General features: G+C 50.0%; 14 protein-coding genes. 5 read left to right on the top strand and 9 right to left on the bottom strand.

From position 1 onward, the window contains the following. Positions 1-2: 2 nt before the first annotated feature. The 6 genes from P304_RS14360 to P304_RS16600 form a co-directional block, all read right to left on the bottom strand. The gene (locus P304_RS14360) at positions 3-866 is read right to left on the bottom strand and encodes a hypothetical protein (protein WP_027389849.1); all 864 of its coding nucleotides are present in this window, start codon (positions 864-866) and stop codon (positions 3-5) included. After that, positions 867-1,205, bottom strand: a complete 339-nt coding sequence (locus tag P304_RS0106285) for a hypothetical protein (RefSeq protein ID WP_027389848.1) — start codon at positions 1,203-1,205, stop codon at positions 867-869. Between the two features lie 157 nt (positions 1,206-1,362). Next, the gene (locus tag P304_RS0106280) at positions 1,363-1,638 is read right to left on the bottom strand and encodes a type II toxin-antitoxin system RelE family toxin (protein WP_051321469.1); all 276 of its coding nucleotides are present in this window, start codon (positions 1,636-1,638) and stop codon (positions 1,363-1,365) included. Next, the gene (locus tag P304_RS0106275) at positions 1,628-1,864 is read right to left on the bottom strand and encodes a hypothetical protein (protein ID WP_027389846.1); all 237 of its coding nucleotides are present in this window, start codon (positions 1,862-1,864) and stop codon (positions 1,628-1,630) included. Before P304_RS0106275 ends, P304_RS0106280 begins: the two co-directional genes overlap by 11 nt. An 86-nt stretch (positions 1,865-1,950) precedes the next feature. Further along, positions 1,951-3,237, bottom strand: coding sequence for a type II toxin-antitoxin system HipA family toxin (locus tag P304_RS0106270; RefSeq protein WP_027389845.1), 1,287 nt, complete (start codon positions 3,235-3,237; stop codon positions 1,951-1,953). Then, entirely contained in the window at positions 3,234-3,476 is a 243-nt protein-coding gene (locus P304_RS16600) for a helix-turn-helix domain-containing protein (RefSeq protein WP_027389844.1), read from the bottom strand. The genes P304_RS0106270 and P304_RS16600 overlap by 4 nt, the downstream gene beginning before the upstream one ends. 197 nt (positions 3,477-3,673) lie before the next feature. Between P304_RS16600 and tilS the strand changes: the two genes are divergently transcribed. From tilS to P304_RS0106240, 5 genes are all read left to right on the top strand, one after another. Continuing rightward, entirely contained in the window at positions 3,674-5,062 is a 1,389-nt protein-coding gene (gene tilS / locus P304_RS0106260) for a tRNA lysidine(34) synthetase TilS (RefSeq protein ID WP_160165022.1), read from the top strand. Next, positions 5,031-5,567 (top strand): hypoxanthine phosphoribosyltransferase, encoded by a 537-nt coding sequence (hpt, locus tag P304_RS0106255; RefSeq protein WP_027389842.1) that lies wholly within the window; start codon positions 5,031-5,033, stop codon positions 5,565-5,567. Before tilS ends, hpt begins: the two co-directional genes overlap by 32 nt. Before the next feature lie 66 nt (positions 5,568-5,633). Beyond that, the gene (ftsH, locus tag P304_RS14355; RefSeq protein ID WP_425479992.1) at positions 5,634-7,544 is read left to right on the top strand and encodes an ATP-dependent zinc metalloprotease FtsH; all 1,911 of its coding nucleotides are present in this window, start codon (positions 5,634-5,636) and stop codon (positions 7,542-7,544) included. Positions 7,545-7,559: 15 nt separating this feature from the next. Beyond that, positions 7,560-9,467, top strand: coding sequence for an ATP-binding cassette domain-containing protein (locus P304_RS0106245; RefSeq protein WP_027389841.1), 1,908 nt, complete (start codon positions 7,560-7,562; stop codon positions 9,465-9,467). 60 nt (positions 9,468-9,527) lie between these two features. After that, positions 9,528-11,165, top strand: coding sequence for an ABC-F family ATP-binding cassette domain-containing protein (locus P304_RS0106240; RefSeq protein ID WP_027389840.1), 1,638 nt, complete (start codon positions 9,528-9,530; stop codon positions 11,163-11,165). A gap of 98 nt (positions 11,166-11,263) precedes the next feature. On the opposite strand, the gene P304_RS0106235 is transcribed toward P304_RS0106240, so the two are convergent. From P304_RS0106235 to P304_RS17030, 3 genes are all read right to left on the bottom strand, one after another. Beyond that, positions 11,264-19,096, bottom strand: coding sequence for an InlB B-repeat-containing protein (locus P304_RS0106235; protein WP_160165021.1), 7,833 nt, complete (start codon positions 19,094-19,096; stop codon positions 11,264-11,266). 147 nt (positions 19,097-19,243) lie between these two features. Next, complete coding sequence (locus tag P304_RS0106230) at positions 19,244-19,981, bottom strand: hypothetical protein (RefSeq protein ID WP_027389838.1); 738 nt, start codon at positions 19,979-19,981, stop codon at positions 19,244-19,246. Between the two features lie 22 nt (positions 19,982-20,003). Next, a complete protein-coding gene (locus P304_RS17030) occupies positions 20,004-20,174 on the bottom strand; it encodes a hypothetical protein (protein ID WP_160165020.1) in 171 nt (56 codons plus the stop codon). Positions 20,175-20,187 lie beyond the last annotated feature (13 nt).

The raw sequence follows: 20,187 nt of genomic DNA, 5'->3' as shown, positions 1-20,187 counted from the left end.
CACTATATCCCAAGTTTTTGGAAGAATATCTGATTGCGCATCTTCGCATCCCTGAGCACCTTGTCCCAGCTCATGACCTCGACATAGAGGTTGATGTTGCCCATCCAATGGAACCAGCCCAGCCGGTCCGGCATGGGCGTGAAGTTCTTCTCGCGCTCCAGCCAAGTTTCGACCTTGGGCGTCAGGTCACACACGACATAGCCGTAGAACGGCGTGTTCTCCGCGACCAACATCTTGCGGCCTTCGGGGGTCTTGTATTTACCGTCGCGGATGTCGTTCACGTAACACACGATTTGCTGCACCGGATCCTCGTGCGAAGAAGGGTTCACGAAGTCATCCCGTTGCGGCTTCTTGAACTCGAAGATGGTGATCGGGTTGCTCGCCTCGTTGTCTCCGCGGAAGAGCACGCGCTTGTTGTAGACAAGAAGGTCAGGTCGGTCGGCATTCTTGCCGCCGAGCGGAACATCGGAGGATACCCAGGTCGTGAAATTTAGGCGCTCGTCCACGATCCAGAGATTGTGATCGTGGAACGACGTGGAGTCCGAGTCACCCTTGCGCGGGAAGATGATGTCGTGAACCACGCCTTCCTCTATTTTGAAGTCAGAATAGAGCGTATCGAAGGACTTGCGGTGCGCATCGGTAAAGCCAATGCCGTTATCCTCGATATCGAAACCGATGACCTCCGGCAGGCTAGCATCGAGTTCGGCCTGGGTACTACGTTGCACACGCGCCAGCACTTTGCCATCCTTTCGGCCCGTTTCATCAACAGCCTGAATTCCATTTACAATCATTTCGACAACAGGAGTGTAAACGGTCGTGTTCGTCCGAATGTTCTCAACGGCTCGCTTGATATTGACGTTACTCATTCAATTACTCCATTGATATTCATTCCAGTTGTGCCGCAATTGGCTGTATAGCCAGGATTTTTTGCTCAAAACGGGTAACAAATTTGTGGTTGGCGGTGAAGGTCGCTGCTGCGTGCCAATGAGTGGGAAGCCTTTAAAATAAAAGAAAAGGAAATCCACAACACCCTTTGAGTTTTTTGCGGAATTAGCGCCGAGTGCACCAAAGTCGGAGGAGTTGATTGTGACGCTCGGCTCAAGACAAATATTGGCAAGCAAGCAACCTTCTTGAAAAAAACGCCAGCCAGCGGCTTCGAGCAGTCTGTTGATCTTGATGCGAGCGGTTGCCTCTTTTTCAGACATACATGCTCCTTGAGTGGCGATGGAGTGATGACTATAAAATGTAACACTATCAGTGTATATAGCAAAAAACTCAGCAGCTGTTCCGCATGGCCGCAATATACTATCTATCAATGATCTACGATGTCATTCAGAAAAAAGCAGCACCCATTGTAACCGGTTATTGCTCATACGCATTTTTACGAAGCCCCACCCTAAGCACCAGTAGTATCATTACATTATTTTGCACCCGAAAAAGAACGCGAATTTTACGGGCAACAATAAAGCGGTACTGCCCCGCAAAGCGAGTTCCTTTAAGTTCGGTAACTTTTTTGCTTTGCGCTAACGCGGTAAAGTTATCGCGCAGATAATGGATTTTATTGACAATCAGTTGCCTGTCGGTTTGGTTGAATGATTTGAGATCGCTTAAGGCTTGCTCGGAATATTTAATCTTCATCAATGCCAAGCTCCGCATACACCTCGGCACTGTCGATAGTACGCATTTTGCCATCGCAAATATCCTGCGTGATTTTGTCCGCAATAATGGCATCGGTATGGTCGAAATAGAAATCAAGAGCGGTTTCGACCACTTCCCGCTGCGTTTTATGCAATGCGGCAGCAACCATTTCCAATTCTTTTGCCACAGATTCATCGAGCGTTATGAGTTTTTTGACGACTGGCATGGCGTTCCCCTTTGGCTTTTGCATATCTGATAGGATATACAATCACATACCCCTGTCAAGAAAATGCTACTTACTTTGGACGCAATTCATTTCAACTTTCCAAGAGTTTCTAGTGTCCAGCGACATCGCTTACTCACCATGTTAACCAGTTTTTCATACATCGCCGTGTCACCATGTTGAGCGGCGAATTCGGCTCGGCATTGCGTAGCGATATACGGCAGCTGTTCGGCTATGTGTGCAACCCTTTCTAGTAATGGCTTTGGTGGCATAGCAAGATGTTTTGCCATGAGTTGCCATTGGGGTTTTGTGATGCGCTCCGGTATTTTTTCGTCGCCGATATAGAGCGCCATTTCCCGTGCATATTGTGCTGGGGTGAGTTGATTTAAAAATTCAATGGCCACAAGGTCGTAAAAGGGAGCTAACGTCGGAGCCGCTGATCCCGGGGTATACAGTAATGCGAGGTTTTTGCCGTGGCCATCCCAGTTGCCAATCAGGAAGTTAAAAATCTGCCAGTCACGCAGTTGTGCCAAGGCTTTGGCTGGCAGTGCGAGGTAATGACGGAGCATTTCACCGATCCCCCGAAGCGATACACCGCCATCGCTTTGATATTTGGCATGCGTCGGCATCCCAAGCGCTTGGAGTATATCTTCTTGGTGCAAGCGTACCAGTCGGCCATCGGCGCTTTGCATCCGGTCATAGCGATCAATCAAGAGCCAGGCAAAACCATTTTTTCCAAGTGATTTTGTCTGGTATTGTGTTGGAACGACGTTAAGTCCAAGTTTGCAGGCCATCTGATTGGCGATGTATTCGGCAAAGCACACCCGCTTGATGGTCTCGAATTTCAAGATGTGACTGGAAGGATTATGTGCATCAGGAAGAAAGAATCGCCCCTGATCGGAAATGACGGGCAGTTTATCCTGCACTCCCGCTAAAGAGAAACGTGGCGGGCTCGTTGATAAGCTGCTCCCTCCGAGTATTCCACGGTGGGCGACAAGGCGCTCAAATGTTGTCTCATCTATAAGTTGCGGTTCTATCGGTAACTCGGAAGAGATAACACCAATTGGTAAAACACTCAGGGCACCAGCGCAATCCCCACCGATGGCGAGCAGTAAACCCATATCATCGTTTTCAGCAATGCGATATTGTCGACTTACCCGCTGCCGCATAGCCCCTTCAGGGAGGAGACCTGCAAAAAAACTGTGTGCCGCTTGCCACGTATCACGAGCCTCAATTGGCAAGCTGATCGATATCGGGAAAGGCTTCCCTGTCAGCCACGCTTCAGCATAACGAAACTCCATCAGGGTGTGTTCGTTTTCGTTGAGATGCCCCACCAGTTCAGTTTGCCACCAAACGGTTCCTTGACGATGGCTCATAACAATCGCTCATTAGTTCGCGATAATGACCCACTACTGCGTGGTGCAATGAATATTTCCAGCCCAAGCGAATGGAGTGCGAGCATGACTCTCCCGAGTGAAGCGTTCGCCTTACCGCGTTCAAACTCGGAAAGAAAGCGGATCGACAGACCCGTAAGGGCATAGACCTCTTCGAGTGTTAACCCCTGTCGCTTGCGCTCCTCACGAAATAACTGCCCCAAGGCAAGCGGCGTTGCCATCCTCTGTAGTGCACTATTTTCCCGATTTGTAAAATTTCCCATATGATCACCCGCAAAATACGTTTTTATCCCTAAGCGGAAATTTACAGAAAATTCAGCGAATGGCAAGAATTCTTTCCCAATACGGAAATCAACTTGCATCTTCCGCGGTTTCCATAGCGAAAAATAGCCGCTGGGCATTGCTAATCCACCCTGATATGATCATTAGAAAAAATGGATTACACGATAAGGACAGCACCACGATGGAGAAAAACCGTATCCATACCTTTCATACTCGCCTCCAGCGACTTCGCGACAGCGACAACCGGCGCGCTATCGTCGTCGCCCTGAGCGGCGGTGTCGATTCGATGTGCCTTACCGAACTCCTGCGGCACTATGCTACCGATTTCCGGCTGGTAATTGCCCATTTTGAACATGGGTTGCGCGGTGCAGAGTCATTGGCTGACGCTCAGGTGGTGCAAGAATATGCCAAAAGCCACGGCATTGCGTGCTACGTGCAGCGCGGCCATCTCTCGTCTGCCAATCCGGGAAATTTCCATGCATTTGCACGCGCAAGCCGTTACCATTTTTTCCGTCAGGTTGGTGCGGATTTTTTTAGCGGCCATCCTTTTTGGATTGCCACCGCCCACACAGCGGACGATCAACTGGAGCGTTTTATAATCCGTTGGCTCCAGGGGCGTTCGCCAGCACTGCTGGGGTCAAATCCGCAGCCAGATGTCATCCATTTGCTTGAAGAAATCCCTAAATCTCAGTTGTACCAATTTGCCCGAAATCACGCGCTGGTATGGCGTGAAGATAGTTCCAATAATACAACGTATGCTCTGCGCAATCGCATCCGCAACCATTTGATTCCGCTGTTGGAAAAGGAATATTCGTGGGATACAACGCGTGGCCGCCATGTTGCGGCAGAGTTTGGCGCGCTGGTGGATTCGTATCGCAACGCGGTCGAACGGGAATTCCGTGCTCTCTTAACTCCCGATGGAGCGATTGATACGACCCAGCTTCATGCGCTTGATCCCTATTTGCAACGGCAGATTCTTGTTCACTTTCTCTATCCTTATTCCGCTTCTATCGCCGAAGGGATGATTGACCAAGTATTGCACTGTACGCACGTCGGCGGCACATCGACCGTCACCATAAGCGCCACCCACACGCTGTACCATTGCTATGGAGAGTTGAGTGTTTGTCAGAATCAGGCATCCGCAAGCGATCCATTTTTGCCGGTGACGATTCGAGGTTGCGGAACGTTTCAGTTCGGTGATACAAGCCTGTCACTCGCGCTGGCAACACACGCAGGGCGCACGGAAAAAACATCGATCATACGCCTTTCCGATGAAGATTTCCCCCTGACGTTGCGCACACGGTGCGCTGGTGATTATCTGCACCGCACGGCTGGTCGTGTATCGCTGAAAAAGTTTTTTATCGACCAGAAAATTCCACGAGATGCCCGCCCCCACGTATTTTTACTCGTGGACGCGAAGGGAGCCGTGCGCTGGATTGCCGGCGTGGGAAGTATTCCCTCGCAGCTAACACCGACACAAAAGGAGTATTGCATTGACGTCACACCATATCACCCCGCTGATTGATGAACCAACGATTGCCCGCACGGTGCAAAAGATGGCCGCGCAGATTGCCACAGATTTTACAGGTGAGTCGCTCACATTGGTGTGCATTTTGAATGGCTCGCTGATGTTTACCGCTGACCTCGCACGCGCGCTGGCGCGGGAAGGGATGTCGGTCGAAATGGATTGCATGCGGGTTTCGTCGTATGCCGATTGCGAATCAACGGGATCAGTGAAGGTCGAATGTGATTTAAGCCGTTCGATTACCGATAAAAATGTGCTGATCGTTGAAGATATTATTGATACCGGACAAACGCTTGGGCACTTGATGCGGATGCTGAGTGCCCGCAATCCGAAACGACTTGAGCTGTGTTGCTTTCTCGACAAACCTTCACGGCGCGTGAATCAGTTGCGCGCGTTGTATACAGGAATTGCCATTGAAGACCATTTTGTTGTAGGCTATGGGCTTGATTTTAATCATACATTTCGTGAACTCCCGTATGTCGGAGTTTTGAGAATTCAGGAGTAAGCTTTGAATAACAATTTTTACAAGAATGTTTCGCTTTGGGTGGTCGTCGGATTGGTAATTATATTGATGTTTAACACGTTCAATGTTCAGACCACGAATACCGGAAACGTCCCCTATTCGCAATTTATCGGCATGGTTGAACGTGGTTCTATCGCAGAAGTGCAAATTCAGGGTGATACTATTATCGGACGTGACGTTGAAGGACGACGGATACAAACCGTGGCACCGAACGATCCCGACATGATTTCGACCTTTAAAGAGCGCGGCATACAAATTGATGTGCGCCAGCCGGAAGGGACGCCGTGGTATTTACAAGTCCTTATTTCCTGGTTCCCGATGCTGCTTCTGATTGGCGTATGGATTTTCTTTATGCGTCAGATGCAGATGGGCGGCAACAAAGCCATGAGTTTTGGTAAATCAAAAGCGAAAATGCTTTCAGAGTCCGACACAAAAGTAACGTTTAATGATGTTGCTGGTGTGGAAGAGGCCAAAGAAGAGCTGGTAGAAATCGTTGATTTCTTAAAAGATCCGAAAAAATTCACCAAGCTCGGGGGCAAAATCCCGAAAGGGGTTTTACTGATGGGCTCTCCCGGAACGGGAAAAACGCTGCTCGCGCGCGCCATTGCTGGCGAAGCCGGTGTGCCATTCTTTAGTATTTCCGGTTCGGACTTCGTAGAAATGTTTGTTGGGGTCGGCGCCAGCCGTGTGCGTGACCTGTTTGAACAAGGAAAAAAGAATGCGCCGTGTATTATTTTTATTGATGAAATCGACGCCGTTGGTCGCCACCGTGGTGCCGGGCTTGGTGGCGGTCACGACGAACGGGAACAAACCCTAAACCAGCTTCTGGTAGAAATGGATGGGTTTGAGTCGAACGAAGGGGTTATCCTGATTGCGGCCACCAACCGTCCTGATGTACTCGACCCTGCGCTGCAACGTCCTGGGCGCTTTGACCGTCAGGTTATCGTCCCCAAACCGGACATGAAAGGGCGCTTGGGTATTCTGAAAGTCCACACCTCGAAAATCCCACTGGCCCCCAATGTCGTACTCGACACGATCGCCCGTGGTACGCCGGGGTTTAGCGGCGCTGACTTGAGCAACTTGTGCAACGAAGCTGCACTGATTGCCGCTCGCCGTAACCGTATTCGCGTGGAAATGGTTGATTTTGAAGAGGCAAAAGATAAAGTCAGCATGGGGCCAGAACGCCGTTCGATGGTGCTTTCCGAAGAAGAACGCCGCAACACGGCCTATCACGAAGCGGGTCACGCAATTGTCGGCAAGTTTCTGAAAGGGACTGACCCGGTGCATAAAGTAACGATTATTCCCCGTGGCCGCGCGCTAGGCGTGACGATGTACTTGCCTCAGGATGATAAATTCACCCACGATGCCCAGTATCTGGAAAACCAGATTGCCATGCTGATGGGTGGCCGTATTGCAGAAGAGCTAGTGATGAAGCACAAAACAACCGGTGCTGGCAACGACATCGAACGCGCAACTGAAATTGCCCGCCGTATGGTGTGCGAGTGGGGGATGAGCGACGAGATGGGGCCGCTCGTCTATGGCCAAAAGCAAGAGGAGATTTTCCTTGGTCGTGAAATCACCCAGCACAAAAACTATAGCGAAACCACCGCTCGCTCCGTTGACAGCGAAATTCAAAAATTCGTGATGCGCAACTACGAAAACGCCAAAGCCATTCTGACCACCAATATTGAGATACTGCACGAAGTGGCCAAAAAACTTCTGGAAGAAGAAACCATAGACGGTAAGGCGATTGACGATATCATTCGTAACCATTACCCCGACTATGTGCCGCATACCACATCAAAACCGATTGATGTCGTGGAAGCCAGCGAGGTAAAAGTGACTGCCGATACCAACACAGTGCAACCGCCTGAGCAACCGAACACTAACAACGAGCCGCAGGACGGAACATCCCCTGAATCTGATCCCGCGTCATCTAACACCCCGACAAGGGAGTGACGTGCAGGCGTATTCATGTCACTGTTGAGTGTACAAAATGTGCGGATGGCGTATGGCGGGCCAACGCTTTTAGAAAACGTCAATCTTCAGATAGAGCCCGGCGAGCGCGTATGTCTCATCGGGCGCAATGGCACGGGCAAATCAACCTTACTGCAAATTATTGCGGGTGCCATCCCTCCCGATAGCGGCGAAGTGGTCAAACAGCAAGGGATACGCGTCGCCTTTATGAGTCAAGAAGTTGCTCCCGCCCTGACCGGAACCGTCTACCGCGTTATCGCGGACGGATTAGGCGAAGCGGGGCAATTGTTGGCGCGCTACCAGCAGGTATCGCTTGATATCGCACACACGCCCTCTGAATCAAATCTGAACATTCTTGAACGCCTTCAGCAGCAGATTGATGCCGCTGACGGCTGGGTCGTGCAGCAACAGGTGGAACAGGTTACGTCCCGTCTGGGCATTGACCCGCACACGCCATTCGACTCGCTTTCCGGCGGAATGAAGCGCCGCGTGCTCTTGGCGCGCAGCTTGGTCAGTCGCCCGAATCTGCTTGTGCTGGACGAACCAACCAATCACCTTGATATCGACTCAATCAACTGGCTAGAACAGTTCCTTTGCCAGCAAGCGCCGACGCTGTTGTTTGTAACGCACGACCGGATGTTTTTGCGCCGTGTTGCCACGCGCATTGTCGAGCTAGATCGTGGCGAAATCACCAATTGGGAATGCGACTATCCCACATATTTGGCGCGCAAAAAGGCTGCTCTGGACGTCGAGGCGGAGCATAACGCCCAGTTTGACAAAAAACTGAATCAGGAAGAAGCGTGGATTCGGCAAGGGATTAAAGCAAGGCGCACCCGTAACGAAGGGCGTGTACGGCAGTTAGAACAGCTCCGGCTCCAGCGCAAGGCACGCCGCGAACAAGAAGGGCGTGTCAGGCTGAACATTCAAACGGCAGAGCGCTCTGGCAATATTGTTGTGACGGGAACGGCAATTACACATCGCTTTGGCGATAATTTGATTATCGATAACTTTTCGCCGCTCATTATGCGTGGCGACCGCATCGGTTTAATCGGCCCCAATGGCGTCGGGAAAACCACATTACTTCAAATTCTCCTTGGGCAACTGCTACCAGACAGTGGTTCCATCGAGCACGGAACCAAACTCGCCATTGCGTACTTCGACCAAATGCGTGATCAGCTCGATCCGACAAAAACCGTGCAAGAAAATGTGAGTGATGGGACTGATACGCTCCTCATCAACGGGCAGCCGAAACATATCATTAGCTATTTGCAGGATTTTCTCTTTACCCCGGCGCGCGCTCGCACTCCGGTCAGTGCCCTTTCGGGTGGCGAGCGGAACCGTTTATTGCTGGCGAAAATGTTCAGCAAGCCTTCGAACGTGTTGGTACTGGATGAACCGACCAACGACCTTGATAGCGAAACGCTCGAATTGCTGGAAGAGCAGTTGTACGAATATCAGGGGACGCTGCTTGTTGTCAGCCATGATCGTGAATTTTTAAATAATATCGTCACCTCAACGCTGGTGTTTGAAGGAAATGGGCGTATTGCCGAGTTTGTCGGTGGGTATGACGATTGGTTGCGCCAGAAGGCTACCTTGCAGTCTATACCGTCTCAAGCTCAAGCACCTGCTGTCGTAGCCGCCACGAAAGTCAAAGAGGTGGCCGCTACAACGCACGCCACAACACGTTTAACCTACGGCGAAAAAATTGAGCTGGAAAAACTTCCCGCCCTCATCGAAACCATGGAAACAGAAAAAGAGGCGCTCTTTGCTACCTTGGGCGATCCACTCTTTTACCAACGTGCGCCAAATGACGTCCAGCTAACCAACGAGCGCTATGCCACATTGGAACAACAAATCAGCGCCGCATACGCCCGCTGGGATGAGCTGGAAAGCAAGTCGCTGTAGTGGCACACTGGTATCAACACACATCACACGTATTAAATTTCATTATAAGGACATTTTCGCATGCTCAACGTCAGTAATCTTACTCTTTCCTTTGGCAAACGCATTCTGTTTAAAGATGTTAACCTGAAATTCACCCCTGGCAACTGCTATGGGCTTATTGGCGCCAATGGTGCTGGCAAATCAACATTTCTGAAAATTTTGAGCGGTGAAATTGAGCCCGATAAAGGTGATATTTCACTTGGTTCTGGTCAACGGATAGCCGTACTACGTCAGGATCAATTCGCTTTTGACGAACATACCGTCCTTGACACCGTCATCATGGGTCACAAAAAATTGTACGATATTCTACATGAGCGTAATGCCATTTATGCCAAAGGCGACTTTACCGAAGCCGACGGCATCCGTGCGGCTGATCTTGAATCGCTGGTAGCGGAAATGAATGGATATGAAGCCGAAGCCGAAGCCGCTACCCTTTTGAGCGGTTTGGGTATCGAAGAGGCTCTGCAAAGTCGCCTGATGAAAGAACTTGAAGGCGGAGAAAAAGTCCGTGTACTCCTCGCCCAAGCGTTGTTTGGCAATCCCGATGTGCTCCTCCTTGACGAGCCAACCAACAACCTTGATATCCGTTCTATCCGCTGGCTGGAAGAATTCCTGATCCGTTTTGAAAACACACTGATTGTTGTTTCGCACGACCGTCACTTTCTGAACACGGTTTGCACACACATTGCCGATATCGATTACAACCGCATTCAGCTCTATGTGGGGAACTACGAGTTCTGGTACCAGGCCAGTCAGTTATCGGCGCGCCAACGCAAAGATGATAACCGCAAGCAGCAAGAAAAAGTCAATGAACTCAAAGAGTTTATCCAACGATTTAGCTCTAACGCTTCAAAGGCGAAACAAGCGACATCGCGCAAGAAACTGCTCGAAAAAATCACCTTTGAAGATATGCCTGCCAGCTCACGACGCTTTCCCTATGTCCACTTCAAGCCAACACGCGAGTGCGGCAATATTATTGTCAACGCCAGCGATATTAACGTGACGCTCGAAGATGGAACTCACATCCTGAAAAACGTGAATATAGTTGTCGATAAAGGGGATAAAATTGCCCTTGTCGGCGCGAATGACCTTGCGAAATCAGTGCTTTTCGACGTGCTAACCGGTTACAAAAAACCCGATACTGGCGAAGTGGAGTGGGGCACGACCATTACGTGGGATTACTTCCCCAAAGATAACTCGCCGTACTTTCAGGGCGATATGAACATCGTCGAATGGCTTTTGCAGTATGTGCCGGGTGAAGGAGAAACGTTCGCACGCAGCTTTCTGGGGCGGATGCTCTTTTCGGGAGATGAAGCGCTTAAAAACGTGAAAGTCCTTTCCGGTGGCGAAAAAGTCCGCTGCATGCTTTCTAAACTCATGCTGAGCGGCGCGAACACGTTACTCCTGGATGACCCGACCAACCACTTAGACCTTGAAAGCATTACCGCGTTAAACAATAGCCTGACCGCATTCCCGGAAGTACTTATCTTTGCTTCGCATGACCAAGAATTTGTGGAAACAATTGCCAATCGCATTGTAGAAATTACCCCGAATGGGCTCATTGACCGTCGCATGACGCTTGATGAATACCTTGACAGTGAATCGGTTGCCAAGGTTCGTACCGAAATGTACGGCGGCACGGTGCCGATGAAGATTTAACGCAAAAAGGGCAGACTGCAAAGTCTGCCCTTTTTTAATCGCCGAGCAAAGCCGAACCCGCCGGAAAAAATCTGGCGAGCTCGGCTTTTTAAGTTTGATCAGTTGACACCCATGCTCAGCTCAACCTCCAGCATATAGCTCCCTGAAACAGAGGAACTATAGCCACGCACCTTAATATAGTACGTGCCAGCCGCAACGGTCTGCATAATGCTAAAGTTCGGGCCATTAAAATCATCATTGTACGCAACCATATTCCCACCCTGATCGTACAGCACACCATAGGTATCGATGTCGCCGGTTGTATACAAGAGCAAGTCACCACCACCTGCCGGCACTTCAATGCGATAAATAGTATAGCTGCCATCACTGATAGTGCCATTGGTACTTGAAGGAATCGCTACCAATCCCGCACTACTCATCGTGGACGAGTCAAGAGTGCCGTCGTTATAGTATCCACCCTCGCCAGGATAAGGGTATTCTCCTCCTTCCATGCACTCAAGGTCTTCAGGGTGGCAGTAAGTTGCCGAAACATTACTTACCGGATGCCCTTTCACAACTGCAGTATTGCCAAGGATAGTAAGCGCTGAAACATGATTCAGCATAAATTGCGTACCATACAACTCATAGAATATCATTGGCACCTTGGCGGCAAAGTAACCATACTCGGTGAACATCATCCCCAAATAACTTTCGATAGAGAACTGATACGGTGTCCCATCATAATCGGCGCCAAAGAAGCTATGGATACGGTCGACAGAATCGCCACCGAGATCTAAGCCCATTACTACCAGCGCCGGCGTATCATCCTCAATTGTTGTCATTATTAAATTTGGTTGCCCAATTTGCAACGACAGCGCTGTGCTCACGTCAGCCCAGTTTGGCAGTGTCGTTGTATAGATTTGAGGTACGCTACTGCCGACGGGATACGCAGCAAACGAGATGGCTTGTGAGGTGTAATCCGCCGTATCCACAATATGCTCCATATATCCATTGTTTGGATATGGCACCCAGTCGCCATCGCCAATCTGCACAACAACAGTATTAGCCACTATCGCAGGATCCCAGAATAGCTGCGCCCAAGCCCCATATTCGTTGACGGCAACACCGATACTAAGGTCACGGAATGGAATAATGGGGACATCGCCAACCGTCATCCAAATCTGATCGGCCATCGCACCAACGAGATTATCCATTGCCGGCAAGCCTAATTCGATATCCATTTCAGCGAATGCTAATACCAAATCTGTACTATCAACGTTTGTGTAGTAAAGCACCATCGGCATGTAGCTCCCTGAGCTTGGCAAGGTAGACATATCAAACGTGTCTACTCCGGCACCAAGACTTGGCAACCACAACGAACCTGCGGGCAAACCCGTAAAGGTCAAGGAGTCAACATACCCAGGCACCACAAGCCCCGCCATCTGCTCACGCTTAACAAAGCGGAAAGGCGAGTTATTATCAACAAACAAGAACACAGAGTAGGTGACATAGGTGGAATCATACGACCCTTGGGAATCTATGATCCCCATCCATTCGATAGAGTCAGACGGCAATACGAGCGTGTCGCTGGCAGAAGCTAATGTGAGTGTCAACCCGCTCGAATCGATACCACCTGCGGCGAGCATCGGCGGAACAATATCGTTCGATGGCGGTGTAACGCCTCCTCCGCCACCGTTGGCATCAACAAAGTTCTGTGCTTGCCAATCCCAGTAGAAGATCGTCGTTGAGCCTGAGTTCATCCCTGCCGTCCAGAAGATATCGACAAATGCCCCTTCTTCTGCTGTCTGAATCTGCATCACATTATTAATACCATCAAGGGTAAACTCCAACCGTCCATCGACATAGGCAACGGGGATGTTCGTAAACGTCATTCCATTAGAATCTTCCCACGTGTCGATCATAGAGCCATCGACATTAAAGGTGACGACATGATACCCAGTGGCGTCAAAGTTCACGATGTAAAACGTTTGCCCGGCAACGGCATCGGCATTAAAAGTTGGTGGTTCATAAGAACCACCGCTTGTCCAGATCTCAAAGGATTCGGCGTGCTCCATAAGCCACGTCATTGGGTCTTCGTCGGTGTCTATGCGCGTCCAAACCTGAGCTAGGATCGGCAGAGATTCAGACACCGCACCACTTGGGAATGGAATGACGAGGGTGTGTGGACTGGAATAAATAAATCCTTCGACGCCGTTCGCTAGCTCAACACTGTCTTGGCTCAGGATGTAGCGCATCGCTATGTGCTCGGAGCCTTCGAGTGGTCGACTAAGCCCGAAGGTCAGTTGCAGCTCAACCGAGTCAACACTGACGTTCAGTGGGTAAGTAAATGGCGCCGGTGTGCTGAAATACAGTGCGTCACCAGAAGGCGGCGGTGTCGTAGCACTCAACTCAACCCATCTGAGGTAATCCCAGTTAGAGATAAGCGCCTTGCCTTGCGGCATAACAAATACGCGATCTTCCCAGTTCACGTAGCTTGCGCCCAGTGGCATACCGCTTTGTGTGTCATAGAAGCCAACAAAATTGGCTTCATTCGAGCGATAGGTGAGTACGCCCTGCGAAACTGAGATGGCATCGCTGTACGATGGCCATGCGGCAAGTTCTACGGTTACACCATAGCTGTCTGTCGCAACATTGTAGAATCGGAGTCCATTATCATCACGATAGATAAGGACATTGCCATCACGGGCGACTTTGTAGATGGAACCATTCACATTGAGTGTCCGCATCTGCGTTTGGTCGTTCAGGTTCACAATACGGTTATAACCGTTATAGAACCAACGTGTTGTACCAATAGGGAATTGGCGAGCATATGTCATATTGGCACTACTGTACACGTCGATTGGCAACGTGCCGCTCCACAGGGCGCTAATAGCTGGCGCTTCCTTGGAGTCTATGCTGTACAGCTCCATTGTCAGTGCAGACCCACTAAGTTCCATGGTCAGGTAATTCTTACTGTCGCTGGTGCCAACGTACACTTTACTTCTGTCAGCGGTCGCAGCGATTTCGTGCGCTTCAACGGTATGGGTGAGGTAGTTTGGCAACCACATCCATGTTTTGCCAGCTGTTTGGTCGTAATGGACGAGAGCGCGGCTTTTTACTTCAAATTGGTGTCCCATCTCTGGTTCAATGTTCATTTGAAGGTAGGTGCCACCTCCTGCGATGGCAAGCGGGTCGGATGATTTCGTATCATTCCGTGTTCCGGTGTTGAACCACTGGTAGCGCTCAATGCCGCCATCCATGTAGAGATCGCCTTTGGTTCCGGCACGCAAGAGGGCGTCGTACGCGGTGACTCGCACGGCGTCAATGCCGTAGAGGCCGGGCTGATAGATAGAGGTGTTCAGGGTGTGGCGCTTGAGGATGCTGCCGCCGTTGTAGTCAAAGACGGTTACATAGCTCGTCCGCTCTCCGCCCACATATCCATCCCCGTCGTCAAAGGCGACGAGATACATTTGATCGGGATAACTGTCATCGTAGTACGTCACCTGGCCGGGCGTTTCGTCCTCTTTAAAGTGGAATATCTCGGTACGGCTAGCCACGGTGGTTGCGCCGTAGTTAAAGCCGTCGGCTGTGATAATACCAGAGGGAAGCGTACCACTCAGGGTAGCGTCACCAACGCCAACGCTGGCTTCAAGAATCTGCCGCAGCGAGTTGTCACGCAGCAGTCCGGCAAAATCGGTGCCTGCAGCGAACTCTACGGTGTCGAATTGGATTTCGACGGTTTCATACGTTATGTTTTCCATTGAATCATAGTAGTAGGGGTTCCAAGCAATGACATCAAAGCGGACGATTTGCTCCGCAGCGGCAGTTGGTATCCCTTGACTAAAGCTGCTGGTCGACCCGAAGAGGGTTTGCCAATTTTGTGCAAAGAGGCCAAGCAGCATCGCTTCGGCGCTATCAGGGATAGAAATGGCGGGTTCTACGTCCTCTGGGAGCGTCCAAGTTCCTTCTGTGCGGGTTGCGATCAATTCGGGTAAAAATTCACCGAGTGCGCCATACCCTAAGCTCATAGCGCTGATGGCCGCTTCAACATCGCCACTGCGAGAGACAATCGGCAACTTGCTGGCGTCAAAGGTATCGTACGCTAGGGCGCGGGCGTAACCAATCGCTTCGCCGACGTTGACCCAATTATGCGCGGCGAGGTAGCGGGCTTCACCGATCAAGGCGTCAATGGCACTAGCGATCAGTACTTTGTCAAGGGTGTCGACAAGGGCGTACTGCATGGTTGGTTCGGTTTCATAAGAGTCTTCCATGGTGCTGTAGAAATGGCCGTCATAGCTATGGCCAAGTTCAAAGGAGCTAGCAAAGGTTTGTGTATTGGTTAATACGCCGCGCAGTTGCTGAAGTGCCTGCACGAGTCCAGCAAAATCAGCAGTATCGGTGGTGTCAATGGTATACGCCACGGTTGAGTCATAGTCTCCTTCGGGCATATGCGGCCACACGAGGTTGCCAACGGGGTTAACCAGTAAGCCCCAGCCGGTATTTTCAAACTCGATCCACTCGCCTATTTCAGCTTCAGGGCGCTGAAAGAGGGTGAAGCCGAGCATTCGTTTGTGGAGACCATGCAACACCTTCCACTCGGGCCGATGAACAACGTTCAGAGCGTTGGCGGCAAGCAGCATGTATGAAAGGGATGGATCTGACGAATCCATAAAGAGATATGGATATTCGCGAACGGTGCTGCCGAATTCAAAAAGATTTCCGTAACGCAACGCTTCTTCGGCATTCAGGAGAATCATTTCCGCTTCGGTTGAGTCAAGGGGAGAAGAGATTGTAAGCGGAAGCACCATAGCTTCTGTTTGAGTTTCTTCACCTCGGCTGATCGTGACTTGATAGCCAATTGAGTAGTCTCCGGTATCATACCCTGCCGGATCAACAGTGAAAGGTCCTGCTGATGACGTGAGCGTCGCAGGAGAGCCTTCAACACTTTGAATTGTGGCCAGATAGCTTACGCTGTATTCCGAAGAATTCCGCCCGCCCCAACTAATTTCTACCTGCGGCGTATACGTTGCCGGTGAAGAACTCTGAGAAAGGAACGATGGCCCAATAAGCCCTACCATAAATGGCGGAAGCGACGTGTCGCCCAAATCGATTGGGGCAAAGTTGGCCACCAGTGAACGGTTTGCCGTGATGTTGGTAAGAGTGAAAGTGGCTTGCGTCGATACCGCCGTTGCTCCGTCAGTCCAGTTGACGAAGGCATAGCCCGTATTCGGCGCAGCCGTGAATGTGGCACTACCATTGTGATTCACGGAACTCTGGTTAACGGTAGCTGTTCCCTGTGTGGCATTGGCACTGGTAGCAGCAACTGTATAGGTGAGTGGAGTAAAGTTAGCCGTTAGCGTACGGTTCGAGGTAATATTAGCCAGTGTGAATACAGGCTGCGTCGACACCGCCGTTGCTCCGTCAGTCCAGTTCACGAAAGAATAGCCGGTATTCGGTGTAGCCGTGAATGTGGCGCTACCATTGTGACTCACGGAACTCTGGTTAACGGTAGCTGTTCCCTGTGTGGTATTGGCACTCACAACACCAAGTGTGTAGGTTGGAACAGGCGCTACTGAGCCGCCAGTTACGTAGAGTTTGACTTCTTTGGAATCATAGATTTCACTACCACTTTGCAAGGTGCCTACGATAGACAATCCAGAGGCAGGAATAGTGATTCCAGATGGGATTGTATAGGAGACATTGCCAGACTGCGGAAAATTCTGCAGCACAGCGCGATCCACACCCCAGAGAACATTGCCTGCGGTAAGTGCGGAATCCCCAAAAATCATTGGGGTGAGAGAAAGTGTATCCCCTGGCCGCAAATACATTTCACTTGGGATGTGCAGCACTGAGCCAGCTACAATTCTGATTGTTTGCGTGCTGGTAGTCGTTTGCCCACTATTTTCAGCGCTTGCACTAACAGTATAGGTTCCTGTGGAAAGTGAATCAAATTGTGTACTCTTCGTCGTGCTATTAAGCTGTTTAGTGACCGATCCAATAGCAACAGTCGTTGCCAGAGGAATATACGCCCCAGTTGCTTCGTCAATGTAGTAACTGTTCACTCCTATAGAAACATTGGTAGAAATCACCCCACTTGCCAACTGGATGGTTCCGGGCGCAGTGAGCTGCACAACTGGCTTACTCGGTTCAAAAACGATGATTTGGCGAGTTGTTGTAGCGGTGCTATTTTCTCCTGTTTTCCCATTATTCACAGTCAGGCGCAGGGTGTAGGTTCCGGCAGTGAGTGAGCTTGGGAGTGTAATGCTTGTGCCTGTGTTGTTCGTTAATGATACCGAATTTCCAGCACTATCTATCAAATTCCACGCGTAAGTGAGCGGCTCCAAGTTTGGGTCGTAACTGCGCGCTCCGCTCAGGGTCAACGCTGTTCCTCTGATAACCCGCATTTCAAATGGCGCATCGATATTCGCTACGGGGCGAGAGCGGTCAGTATACCGTTCTTGCACTCTGACAGTAGCCTGTACCGTCGTGCTCTTACCTGTTGCTAGAGCTTGCGCAGTGACGGCAATCGTCGCCGCACCCTCGCGAATTGGTATAATTGTTACCTGCGAACCACTTGGGCTAGCGGTAATGACATTGTTCAGCTGACTTAAATCCCAACTCAGGACAATATCGCCGCTATCATTGGCAGTTCCATGTATCGCAGTGGCTTGGAGTACAAAGCCAAGGTCAGGTCTACCGTCGGTGATGTAAAGCGTGGGATTCGCCGCACTCAGGGTAACGCGAGGCGCACCCGATTCAAGAACGCTAAGGCGGAAGGTGTCACGAGCAACAATGTCAGCTCGCCCCTGAACAGCAACTTCTAATTGGTATTCATATGTTCCCGGTGCAAGCGAACCAACGTTGACTTGCCAGCCACTCACGGTGCGAGATACCCCTTGCCCTTTCCACGTAATAACAGCTGTACCATTGTCGACACGGGCGGTTTGCGCTCGTAATTGGTACGTTTGGTTAGAGTCTGCGGTTTTCAGGACTGCGGCATCTGGCAGTGCTTTGGCGTACGCGCGCGGCACTGGCATGGTAATCCGGAATACTTCCGAGGTGTCGCGCAATCCATTTGCTTTTATAGCTACCGCACGGAAAAGGTATTCCGGCTCAACGGTGTCAACCGTATGAGAAATTTTTCCCGCAGAAAAATTCACTCGAGAGCTATTTAATATTGGTTTGATGAACTGTAGCTCCACAGAATCCGTAGGGTCAATCGATAATCCGGTAAAATTCACCTCAAATGTATCACCTTTTTTTGTCGGTGCTCCGGCAAGAGTCGCTATCAACCGTGGCTGTTGCGGGGCATAGACGGTGATAGGGATTTCTATAGTATCTATCGTGCCAGTAGTCGTTGCAAACATCAAAGTGTAGCTATCTGGTGTATCAAATCGGAACGATGTCAATTTCGCCGTGGTATTAAAATTTGCAATAATTCCAGAGTTATTTTTAACACTCCATTGTACCGCGTCAATCCCGAGTGCATCCTGACGGGTAAACGCCATACCTAATACCCGTATGGTTTCACCAGTATTTGGAGTTGTCCCACCTTGGAGGATTTGTGTCCGCAGAATGGGTTTAGTGTTCGGTTGAATATATGTGATTTGTGCCCGACGGATGCCATCACGGATAAAACTCACCGTGTAGAGTTGCTCTGATGTAAGGTGGTCGGTGTCAAGTGTCAGCGTATTATTAGAGGAAATAGTATATCTTACGGGTGGTGAGATCTCGACAGTGTCACCATCGTTGCCCAAGGCAACTACATTCTCTACACCTGTTGTTCGGTTAATACTTGTTACGCGGAAGGTAACTTCATCACCAAGGTCACGGTTTATCCGAAAGCGGTCGCTCGTATCAAAACTGGCGGCCGCCCGTTCAACTTCTACCGACTGTGCAAAGGCTCCAAGGTTAACGCCAAGGGTTGTAGGATCGGGGGAATTACGCAGCATATTCTGCAATGTTGCAGTCTGGTCACTAATAAGATTAGCAAACGCGGATGATGTGCTGAGAAAACACAATAGCATTACGAAAATGAGTAACCGCAATGGCCGCGACTGTTGGAAAATAGTGGGCATTCGCATAAAGGCTCCTTTCCGTTAACGTACGCTATAAGCGCTTTTTAAGAGAGTGTGAACAGCATCAAAGATAGCAATGAATGCTACACTCCCTTCGGCCAAGTCGCTTTGTTCTATGTTTTGAAAATTAAATGTGCGGTATAATTCATCCCGCTGGGCTTTTTCTACGTCGCTAAGCTCCTCCAACGTGTTGACCTGAAAAAGGGCCTTTACATCTGTTGTCAGTTTATCAAAATTTGGGCTATTCAGTTCAAGCATAAGTCCGTTATCTGAGTTATACTTACGCAAGATCCACGTTACTATTTGGCTCATTTCATCAACATGTTGTCCTCGCAAATCGCTTGTATCGGCATACGCCCCTTTAGCAACAACTAATCGCTTGACAGAAACCCTCCCAACAGGCTCACCACTGTCATTAACCGGAATATGCTTTTCAACCAAAACAAGGTCTTTGGCTGTGCTCGTAGTGTGTCCATAGGCAAAAAGGTACTTGTCATTTGAATCATAGGCGACGCCATAATTTACGCATTCGCCTGTATCGAGCACTCCATCTTTAAATGGAGTGTAGTAGTTCGGAGCGCACGCGCCGTTGACCCCAAATTCGCCAGAGTCAAGAGCAGGGTTTGAGTTCGTAATCTGAACGGTATTACCGGTAATGTCGAAAACATAAATATATTTCTGCGCGTAGGAGCCAGCGGCGTGTGCCAGTCCGAATCCGCCAAAAATCAGCAAAGTGAAGACAAAAATAGTGCGTAACATGCGTGACTCCTTGTGTAACGTGTTAATTACCAATGTTAACCGTTTTTTGCTGCTCATTCACAGCACCACCGGTTGGCGATGAGCCACTTCCAGCACCACCAGTACCAGTTCCACCACCACCAGAAGAACCACAGCCAGCAAGAATCATTATGCTTATCAAAAGGAAGATACTTATTTTACAAAACACTTTCATGGTTTACTCCTAT

The organism is Chrysiogenes arsenatis DSM 11915, assembly GCF_000469585.1.
GTDB lineage: Bacteria > Chrysiogenota > Chrysiogenetes > Chrysiogenales > Chrysiogenaceae > Chrysiogenes > Chrysiogenes arsenatis.
The sequence above is the reverse complement of the archived record's forward strand: the minus strand, read 5'-3'. Positions and strand labels throughout refer to the sequence as shown.

What these genes read in the sequence shown, in the direction of transcription:
- P304_RS0106285 (WP_027389848.1), bottom strand. Translation starts at nt 1,205, where the DNA reads ATGTCTGAAAAAGAGGCAACCGCTCGCATCAAGATCAACAGACTGCTC.
- P304_RS17030 (WP_160165020.1), bottom strand. Translation starts at nt 20,174, where the DNA reads ATGAAAGTGTTTTGTAAAATAAGTATCTTCCTTTTGATAAGCATAATG.
- P304_RS0106275 (WP_027389846.1), bottom strand. Translation starts at nt 1,864, where the DNA reads ATGCCAGTCGTCAAAAAACTCATAACGCTCGATGAATCTGTGGCAAAA.
- P304_RS0106230 (WP_027389838.1), bottom strand. Translation starts at nt 19,981, where the DNA reads ATGTTACGCACTATTTTTGTCTTCACTTTGCTGATTTTTGGCGGATTC.
- ftsH (WP_425479992.1), top strand. Translation starts at nt 5,634, where the DNA reads ATGTTTAACACGTTCAATGTTCAGACCACGAATACCGGAAACGTCCCC.
- P304_RS0106270 (WP_027389845.1), bottom strand. Translation starts at nt 3,237, where the DNA reads ATGAGCCATCGTCAAGGAACCGTTTGGTGGCAAACTGAACTGGTGGGG.
- P304_RS0106280 (WP_051321469.1), bottom strand. Translation starts at nt 1,638, where the DNA reads ATGAAGATTAAATATTCCGAGCAAGCCTTAAGCGATCTCAAATCATTC.
- P304_RS0106240 (WP_027389840.1), top strand. Translation starts at nt 9,528, where the DNA reads ATGCTCAACGTCAGTAATCTTACTCTTTCCTTTGGCAAACGCATTCTG.
- P304_RS0106235 (WP_160165021.1), bottom strand. Translation starts at nt 19,096, where the DNA reads ATGCTGCGTAATTCCCCCGATCCTACAACCCTTGGCGTTAACCTTGGA.
- tilS (WP_160165022.1), top strand. Translation starts at nt 3,674, where the DNA reads ATGATCATTAGAAAAAATGGATTACACGATAAGGACAGCACCACGATG.
- P304_RS14360 (WP_027389849.1), bottom strand. Translation starts at nt 866, where the DNA reads ATGAGTAACGTCAATATCAAGCGAGCCGTTGAGAACATTCGGACGAAC.
- P304_RS0106245 (WP_027389841.1), top strand. Translation starts at nt 7,560, where the DNA reads ATGTCACTGTTGAGTGTACAAAATGTGCGGATGGCGTATGGCGGGCCA.
- P304_RS16600 (WP_027389844.1), bottom strand. Translation starts at nt 3,476, where the DNA reads ATGGCAACGCCGCTTGCCTTGGGGCAGTTATTTCGTGAGGAGCGCAAG.